Below are 7,239 nucleotides of genomic sequence, written 5' to 3'. Positions count from 1 at the left end.
GGGGGCCACCGGCCGCCGCGGTTGTCGTAGACGGTGATGCGCAGTTCGCTCAGAACGCGGGGCGTCCTGCGCGCCCAGGACGGGTGGGGTGCCGGTCAGCCGATGGCGGATTCCGCGATCTCGGGGGCCGGGGTGCCCGTGCGCTTGGCCCAGGTCTGAACGGTGGCGGCCAAGGCGAGGGCGGCACCGTCGGTGACGTGGTGTCCGCCGTGCTGGGCGATCAGGCGCTGGTGACTGCGGTGGGCGCGGCCTTTGCGGGCCAAGGCCAGGACGTCGGTCGCGGCCCGCTCGCCGCGCCAGTGTCCGGCGGGAAGAGCGGTACCGGCCAACAGTCCTGTCGGTGCGCCGCCGGTGGTAGTCGACCAGGTGTCCAGGAGACTCAGCGCCAGACCGATGCAGGCCGTGGTCGTGGCCGGCTGTCCCTGGCTCGGTTCCGGGCCAAGGGAGTCGAGCAGACGGGCCGCGTGCCCGGTCTCGCCAGCCGAGATGGAAGCGACGACCTGGCGCAACAGCGCGGCGGCATCCGCTCGAACCCGGCCGGTGGGAGTGAACAGCGCCATGTTGTAACGGGCAACGGCACGGTCCAGGGCGGCCTGAAGCGTGGGCAGGTCGGTCGGGTCGGTGTCGGCCGTGATGCCCTCGTCGGTGAGGAGCGGTGCGATCTCCTGCCACAACTCATCCGCCAGACCCGCCCGGTTCCGGATGACGAGCAGGGCAGGGGGCTCGGGAGCGTCGAGGCGCAGGTCCGTCATGGCTCCCATGCTCTCCCAAAGCCGAGGCCCGGATGCGGGGTTCACCCCAACGAAGGAACCACGGCAGCGCGCCGTCCTTGAGACCGTGGCCGCCGCCATGGCGTAGCCAGGTCGCCGGCCCCTGGGCAAGCCTCTCGCGCGGACGGGCTTGCCCAGGGGCCCCTTGGCTTGCCCGGTCGCTCAGGCTTGCCCGGTCGCTCAGGCTTGCCCGGTCGCCGGCTCCCACAGCGGGCGGGCAAGCCCGGTCCCATCGCAGTGGAAGCACCGGCCGCCCCCGGGGGTGCTGCGGGCCGTGATGGTGCCGACGGCGTGACGCAGGAGCCGGGTGAGGCCGTCGACGTGGGCCGGGTGCAGCGCGAGTTCGTGGCGCTTGCCGACCAGGACCTCCAGCGCGACCCCGGGCCCGGCGTAGCCCAGTTCCGTGGTGACGCTGCGGGTGACTGTGCGGATGAGGTCGTGGAGGTGGCCCGTCGTCTCTGCCCCGGACAGCTCCACCCGTGCGGTGAAGAGGATGTCGTCCGGCTCGGTGAGGGACAGCAGCGCCTCCGGTCGCTCGAACGGCACGAGGCGGCCGACCGGGTCGGGGTGGGCCGCGTAAAGGCGCGCCAGGGCAAGCCACATGTCGCCCGGATCGTTCTGCCCGAGCCCGGCCGGGTTCTCCTGCTTGTTTCGTCTCATGACTCCGGTGTACGGCCTCCCGTGGGCCGTGGCCGCCGGGTGGGCCCGTGCGTCTCGCGCGGTGGAACGGGGACTTCGGTGCCCGTTCCGCCCGCCGGGCCGGACGCCGGACAGCCCCTCCGCGGCGAGGGCGTGCCCGGCGTCGCGTGCGGCGTCAGCGGCCGGCGGGCTCGGGGTAGCGTCGGCGGCGTCGGTCCGGGTCGTCGACGCCGATCTCGTACCAGGGCTCGCCGCGCTGGAGCCGGGGCATGGTGTTCACCCACACCGCGACGGTGATGCCCTTCACGTCGGCGGTGAGCGCCCGGCGGCGGTTGTCGAGCAGGTGCTCCTCCTTGCCTGCCAGGACGACGTAGAGCAGCGGGAAGCGCTCGGAGCGGGTGTAGCGGTGGCGCTGCCAGAACGGGTACGTGCTGCCGTTAGTGCCGCGGGCTCCTTCCCAGACGCGGTGCCCGGCGTAACGCTCGTAGTCCCAGACCTCCTTCGCGAGGCGGGCCTGGGACATGGTGCCGTTGTCGAGCTCGAAGAGGCGCACCTCGCTGGTCTTGGTCGGCACGGCGAGGACGGCGTCGGTGTTGAAGCTCAGGCCGGTCTGCTTGATGGCGTGGTTGACCTCCACCTGCCAGTCGGTCAGGCACTCGCGGTCTCCGGACAGGACCGTGTCGGTGTAGGCGAGGATCATGTCCGTCACTGCGAGACCGTGCGGTCCGAGTCCGGCTCGAACGGCCTTCGCTCCGGTGCCGGCCTTCGGACGGGGCGGCAGCTCATTGCCTTCGGCCAGCGCCTTCTGTCCCGCCACCGTCAGGTTCCAGATCTGGTGCTTGCCGTCCTTGCCGTTCGTCTCCGCCAGTCCGAGCTTCTCCAGTTCCACCATCGCCCTGCGCACGTACGACCGGCCGTCCGACTCCTCCCCCGTGATCACCGAAGCCATCTGCTGCACCGTCGCTATCCGCACACACCCCAGCAACCTCAAAGCCTCAGCCCTCACCTTCCCGGCTGTAGGAGTGGACCTCTTCCCCTTCGCTGGTGTCTCAGGTGAAGTTAGAGAGGTGTCAGCATGCCGGGAGGCCCCCTTGCGGGCGGTGTGAGCTGCGGTGATGGGTACGACGTTGGAATCGTTCACGGCACTGGATATGGCACCGGATTCCAGGCTGCCCGCAGGGCGCTCAGCACCCCTTGACCAGGTCGGGCGCGGCTGGGGGTCAGGCTGTGCGGGCGGGGTGGGAGCGGGCATCGGATCCTCGGTTCTCCGGCCGGCGGCCGGGTCGGTGAGCTGGACCAGCTCGCACGCCGCTGCGCACGAACTGGTGGCCACCGTGGAGAAGACCCCCTTGTCCGCTGTCTGACCGCCCCGCCCGGACCGTGTCCCCTATGCCCCTATAAACCCCTTGACCGGGCGGATATGTCCGTGGCGGGGGCCACATCTCCGGCCCCGGCTTGTCGGGTCCGGCGGGGAGGGAGAGTTCGACCTTCCGGAGCAGTTCCTCTGTCCACAGGCCCGCGGCCACAGGCTCCTTCTTAGGCCGCCGCGATCAGCGGGGCGGCCCGTACCTGAGGAGCTTTCATGCCCGAGAACACCGTCACCATCCCGCTCGCCCCGATGGAGCTGGACGACGTCGCCGATGCCTTCGCCTACATCCGGGCGCTGCAGGCCAGGGACATCGACGCTGCCTGCGCGGTCGCCGACCACACGGGCCCGGAGCTGCACCGGCTGCTCCTGGAGATCGCCGCACGCGTCTTCATCCCGGTCACCGCCGTGGACGACTGCGACGGGGAACCCTGCGCGCACTCCTTCCTGGCCGCCGCGCTCGGTCGGCTCCTGCTGGAGCTCCTCTGCGACGGCGAATGCCTGGCCAGTGCGCCGGGCGTCGCCGAGACCATCATCCGCTTCACCGACAACATCCTCACCGACGAGCACGGCGACGTCGCCGACGTCCTGCGCCAGCTGGAGGCCGCGGGGATGAAGCAGGCGATGGAGGCGCACCCCACCACCGCGTAGCCGCGTCTCCGATCCGGTGCCGGTACGCGTCACCCGGTCCGCGAAGCGTTCACGTTCATCGCCAGGCGTAGGCCGCTGTCCACAGGCCCGCGCGCTGAGTATCCGTCTTGAGGCCGCCGCGATCAGCGCGGCAGCCTGTACCCGAGGAGCCTTCATGTCCGAGACCATCACCATGCCGCTGACCCCGATGACCCCCCACGCGGTGATGAGCGCCTTCAACTACCTCCGGGCAATCGAGGCCGGCGACACCGAAGCCGCCGCCGAATTCATCGCCGCGGAGCCGCGGATGCCCGCGCTGCTCATAGAGGTCGCGCACCACATCGTCATCCCGGCGACCAACCTCCCCGACCAGACCGAGGAAGCGGTGCCGTGTGACAGCTCGTTCGCCCTGTTCGAGCTGGGGATCTGCTTCCTGGGCACCCTGCGGTCCTGGCACGAGCAGGCCGGCGCCGACGCGGCCCCGGGCCTCGCCCTCACCGTCATCCGGTTCATCACGCAGATCCTCACCCAGGACCACGAGGAAGTCGCCGACGTCCTGCAGCACCTGAACGCCATCGCCTTCGGCCAGGCCCTGGCGGCGCACCCCGCACCGGCCGGAACCCACTCGGTGCGCACCACCGCGATGTAGTGCGCACCGTCGCCGTCGGTGGTGCGCCCACGGTGCGCACCACCGGCGGCCGGTGCGGTGCACGGTGCGGGACCGGGTGGGCATCGGGTGCGCACCACCGACAGGCGGGTGCACCCGATGCGTGCGCACCACCGCCCCGCACCGCACATCGTGGTGCGCGACATCGTGCTGCCGCACCGCACCGAGTGCCGCAGCACGGGCGACGGGCCCCCTATCACATACCCCCTTGACCGCGACCTGATCGGCGGCCGGGACCGGCTCTGTCCAGGGGAAACACTCCGCTGGCGAACCTGGTCAAGGGGTCGCCGGTCGGCCACCCAGACCTGGTCAAGGGGTAGGCGGTCGGCCGGTGCACACGATCCGGAAGGTGCGCTTCGCGTGCGGTGCGGAACATCGAGTGCCGGGCATCGTCGGAAGTGCGCACGGGAGTGGAGTCCACCGTCAGCCGGTGCGCGCCGGAGTGGAGTCCACCGGGTGGACTCCACTCGATGCTCTGCATCGGATGCAGAGCATCGTCCACTGGATGCTGAACATCGTGGCTCCACTCGGTGGACGATGCCCGGCATCGTCACCACAGCCAGGCGGTGGAGTGCCGCACCCGGGACAGGGCGCGGGCATCGCGGCGCGCGGCGGCGTTGCCGATCCGGCTCTGCCGGGAGCGGGGCCGGCGTGACTGCCCGGCGGCGAGGCGGCGCTTCCCGGCGTCCTGGAGCCGCCGTCGCTGCTTGTGCAGTTCCACCTTCTCCGCCGCCTTCGACTTGTGCTTTCGGGGCCGTTTCCAGATGGGCTGCCACCCCAGGTCCTCGTCGAGCGCGGGCTCCAAGTCCTCGTCGAGGGCGGCGGCCATCTTCTTGTGGGCTGCGCGTGCTCGGGCGAGAGCGTCCTCGAATCCCGGGATCTCCGGGTTCTCCTCCGGTGTGGTCATGCGACTCCTCCAGTGGGTGTCCGGCCCGGCGTCTGCTGCACGCCGGGCTGCTGGGTGTGTGACGGCGGCGACGGGGCGGGCCGCGGTGCGGGACCGGGGGCGACAGCGCGCCGGCGGACACCGTCCTTGAGCTTGGCGGCCATCTTGGCGACGGCTTCGATCGTGGCGCGGGTCTGCTCCAGCGCGGCGATGTCGGTCCCCTGTTGCTGCTCCTGGGCGGGGCCGGCCTTCCGGTCCGGGCGCGACAGACGGAGGCCGCACCTCGATGTGCCGGGCACGGCGACGGAGTGCGGGCGGGTACGGGAGCCCAGGCGCTCCGCACGGCGCACCGCCTGGACCCGGGCGGCGAGCGCTGCCGCGGCCAGGCGGGCCCGCGCGTAGCGAGGGGCGGTCCGCTTGCGGGTGAGCGGGCGCAGCACGGCCTGGTCGTCGGTGTCGCGCGGATACAGGGCGTGCAGATCGGCGGTCATCTTCCAGCCCCGGCCGACGGGACGGGTGTAGTCGTCGACGACCGTCTGCACGATCGTCTCGTCCAGGCCCGGCTGGTGGGGTCGGCCGCGCAGGACGTAGGCGAGGTAGCGGCGCGCTTCGGCGAGCAGATGGTGGCGTTTGAACGCCCCGCGCATCACGTAGACCACGGCGACGACGTCAACGGCGGCCAGGGCGATGTCGACCACCGGCCGCACACGCGCCCACACCGCTGCGGCCGCCTCCCGCGCCCGCTCCGCGAGCCGGTCAATGACGTCGGCGCCGAACGCGGCGATGGCCGACTCCCTCCACCGCTCGCGCAGCTCGGAGAGCGAGCGCAGCTCCTTGCGCTTGGGCGGGCGCGTCCGGTCGGCCGCCCGGCAGGCCAGCCCGTAGCCGGCCCGCTCCCCCGGCTCATGCCCGTGCTCCTCCACGTACTCGGCGGTGAGGACGAACAGCGCCTCCTCGATCTGCTGACGGCGCGTGGACTGCCAGCCGATGAGCCGCTGGTCGATGCCCGCGATCTCCATGACGGGCCGGCGGCCGGGCGTCACCTCGCGGGGCTCCCACGCCCAGCCGAGCCGGGCGGACACCTCCTCCATGAACGTCAGTACGTAGAGGGTGTCGGCGGCGACGATGTGGGCCAGCATCGTGTCCGCCGACAGGTTGCCCCACGTGCCCTTCTCGTCCGGCCGCCGGGCACGGATCGACACCAGCGCATGATCGTGCAGAAGGGGCTTCGAATCCGCGGCTCTGGACTCGTAGTGCCGGAAGACCGCGACGATCAGTCCGTCCCGGACACCGGCCCGGTGCTTGCCGCCGCCCTTCCAGCGGATCTGAGCGACTGCATCCTCCAGCCACTCCAGCGTCTTGTCCCGGGCGATGTCCTGGCACAGCTCCAGCACCAGGCGGATCTCGTGACCCATAAGCGCCCAAGCGATGTGGGCCGTGGGCGGGGGCCGGAACACCAGGTGCATGCCGAGCCAGGGGATGCGCTCCTTGGCCTTCTCCGTCTTCGGCGACCGGTTGTGCTCGATGGGCCTGCCCAGCACACTCGCCCGCCGGGCCCGCGCCGGATCGTCGCCCGCCTGGAGGCGCTCACGCTCGATCCGGTCGCCGTCCGGGTGCCGGCCCTCCCCCAGGAGCAGTTCGGCTTGCCGCTCGGTCACCACGTCCCCGGCCGCGAGCCCGACCGCGGCCAGGCCCCGGCCCTTCCAGATCCCGGGCGGGACACCGGCTTTGTCCTGGGCGGCGGACAGCGACGTGCCCGCAGCACGGTGGCCGTCGCCGACCATCACGCCGCGGAAGAGATAGCGCCCGTCTCCGGGACGGATCGGTGTTTGGCTGATCATCGGGCCATGGAACACCTGGCTTGACCTGCACAAAAGCGCGATCCGGGGTCCTTCCCGCCGGGCGGGAGGCCATCACCGAGTCTTTACCGTGCGGCCCGCCAGGCGGGCCGCCGCAGCAGGCCGAGACGGTAAGCCGACGCCGTGTGCACAGTGCGCGGCATGCCCGCTGTGCTGTCGAACGATGTGGCCCGAGTTCCGCAGCGTCGGTCGCTCCGCGCAGCAGGACCATCCGGCCCGTACCGACTTCCTCCGGTACCACTGCGGCAGCTGCGAGGCCGCCCGCCCCCTCGAGTTCTTCGACGTGATGCACGCCCTCTACGAGGGCTGACCGGGCCGTGCGAATGCTGCGCCACAGCATTCGCTGTGGCGCAGCACCTTCTGCCCGTTTCGCATGTTCGATTCATTCGAACGTTTCCTTCCAAATTTGGAAGGAAACGTTG

At 71.3% G+C, this 7,239-nt stretch carries 8 protein-coding genes; 3 read left to right on the top strand and 5 right to left on the bottom strand.

All coding sequences use genetic code 11. The features are described from left to right. Window positions 1-95: 95 nt before the first annotated feature. The 3 genes from QMF80_RS31435 to QMF80_RS31425 all read right to left on the bottom strand — a co-directional run bounded on the left by QMF80_RS31435 (window position 96) and on the right by QMF80_RS31425 (window position 2,661). Window positions 96-752, bottom strand: a complete 657-nt coding sequence (locus QMF80_RS31435; RefSeq protein WP_283459473.1) for a hypothetical protein — start codon at window positions 750-752, stop codon at window positions 96-98. Window positions 753-950: 198 nt separating this feature from the next. Continuing rightward, on the bottom strand, window positions 951-1,430 hold the full coding sequence (locus tag QMF80_RS31430) for a hypothetical protein (protein WP_283459471.1): 480 nt from the start codon (window positions 1,428-1,430) through the stop codon (window positions 951-953). Between the two features lie 154 nt (window positions 1,431-1,584). After that, window positions 1,585-2,661 carry a replication-relaxation family protein gene (locus tag QMF80_RS31425; RefSeq protein ID WP_283459477.1) on the bottom strand — a complete coding sequence of 359 codons (1,077 nt, stop codon included), beginning with the start codon at window positions 2,659-2,661 and terminating at the stop codon, window positions 1,585-1,587. Window positions 2,662-2,991: 330 nt separating this feature from the next. Between QMF80_RS31425 and QMF80_RS31420 the strand changes: the two genes are divergently transcribed. After that, window positions 2,992-3,426 (top strand): hypothetical protein, encoded by a 435-nt coding sequence (locus QMF80_RS31420; RefSeq protein WP_283459470.1) that lies wholly within the window; start codon window positions 2,992-2,994, stop codon window positions 3,424-3,426. 154 nt (window positions 3,427-3,580) lie between these two features. Further along, entirely contained in the window at window positions 3,581-4,054 is a 474-nt protein-coding gene (locus QMF80_RS31415) for a hypothetical protein (protein ID WP_283459461.1), read from the top strand. Between the two features lie 568 nt (window positions 4,055-4,622). Here the strand turns inward: QMF80_RS31415 and QMF80_RS31410 are convergent. Next, entirely contained in the window at window positions 4,623-4,979 is a 357-nt protein-coding gene (locus QMF80_RS31410; RefSeq protein ID WP_283459460.1) for a hypothetical protein, read from the bottom strand. Next, on the bottom strand, window positions 4,976-6,799 hold the full coding sequence (gene mobF / locus QMF80_RS31405; protein WP_283459458.1) for a MobF family relaxase: 1,824 nt from the start codon (window positions 6,797-6,799) through the stop codon (window positions 4,976-4,978). Before mobF ends, QMF80_RS31410 begins: the two co-directional genes overlap by 4 nt. Before the next feature lie 181 nt (window positions 6,800-6,980). Between mobF and QMF80_RS31400 the strand changes: the two genes are divergently transcribed. Beyond that, a complete protein-coding gene (locus QMF80_RS31400) occupies window positions 6,981-7,127 on the top strand; it encodes a hypothetical protein (RefSeq protein WP_283459456.1) in 147 nt (48 codons plus the stop codon). Window positions 7,128-7,239 lie beyond the last annotated feature (112 nt).

Source organism: Streptomyces sp. G-G2, assembly GCF_030063135.1.
In the GTDB taxonomy this organism is placed as follows: domain Bacteria; phylum Actinomycetota; class Actinomycetes; order Streptomycetales; family Streptomycetaceae; genus Streptomyces.
This window is presented reverse-complemented; position numbering and strand designations above follow the sequence as displayed.

What these genes read in the sequence shown, in the direction of transcription:
- QMF80_RS31435 (WP_283459473.1), bottom strand. Translation starts at nt 752, where the DNA reads ATGACGGACCTGCGCCTCGACGCTCCCGAGCCCCCTGCCCTGCTCGTC.
- QMF80_RS31430 (WP_283459471.1), bottom strand. Translation starts at nt 1,430, where the DNA reads ATGAGACGAAACAAGCAGGAGAACCCGGCCGGGCTCGGGCAGAACGAT.
- QMF80_RS31425 (WP_283459477.1), bottom strand. Translation starts at nt 2,661, where the DNA reads ATGCCCGCTCCCACCCCGCCCGCACAGCCTGACCCCCAGCCGCGCCCG.
- QMF80_RS31420 (WP_283459470.1), top strand. Translation starts at nt 2,992, where the DNA reads ATGCCCGAGAACACCGTCACCATCCCGCTCGCCCCGATGGAGCTGGAC.
- QMF80_RS31415 (WP_283459461.1), top strand. Translation starts at nt 3,581, where the DNA reads ATGTCCGAGACCATCACCATGCCGCTGACCCCGATGACCCCCCACGCG.
- QMF80_RS31410 (WP_283459460.1), bottom strand. Translation starts at nt 4,979, where the DNA reads ATGACCACACCGGAGGAGAACCCGGAGATCCCGGGATTCGAGGACGCT.
- mobF (WP_283459458.1), bottom strand. Translation starts at nt 6,799, where the DNA reads ATGATCAGCCAAACACCGATCCGTCCCGGAGACGGGCGCTATCTCTTC.
- QMF80_RS31400 (WP_283459456.1), top strand. Translation starts at nt 6,981, where the DNA reads ATGTGGCCCGAGTTCCGCAGCGTCGGTCGCTCCGCGCAGCAGGACCAT.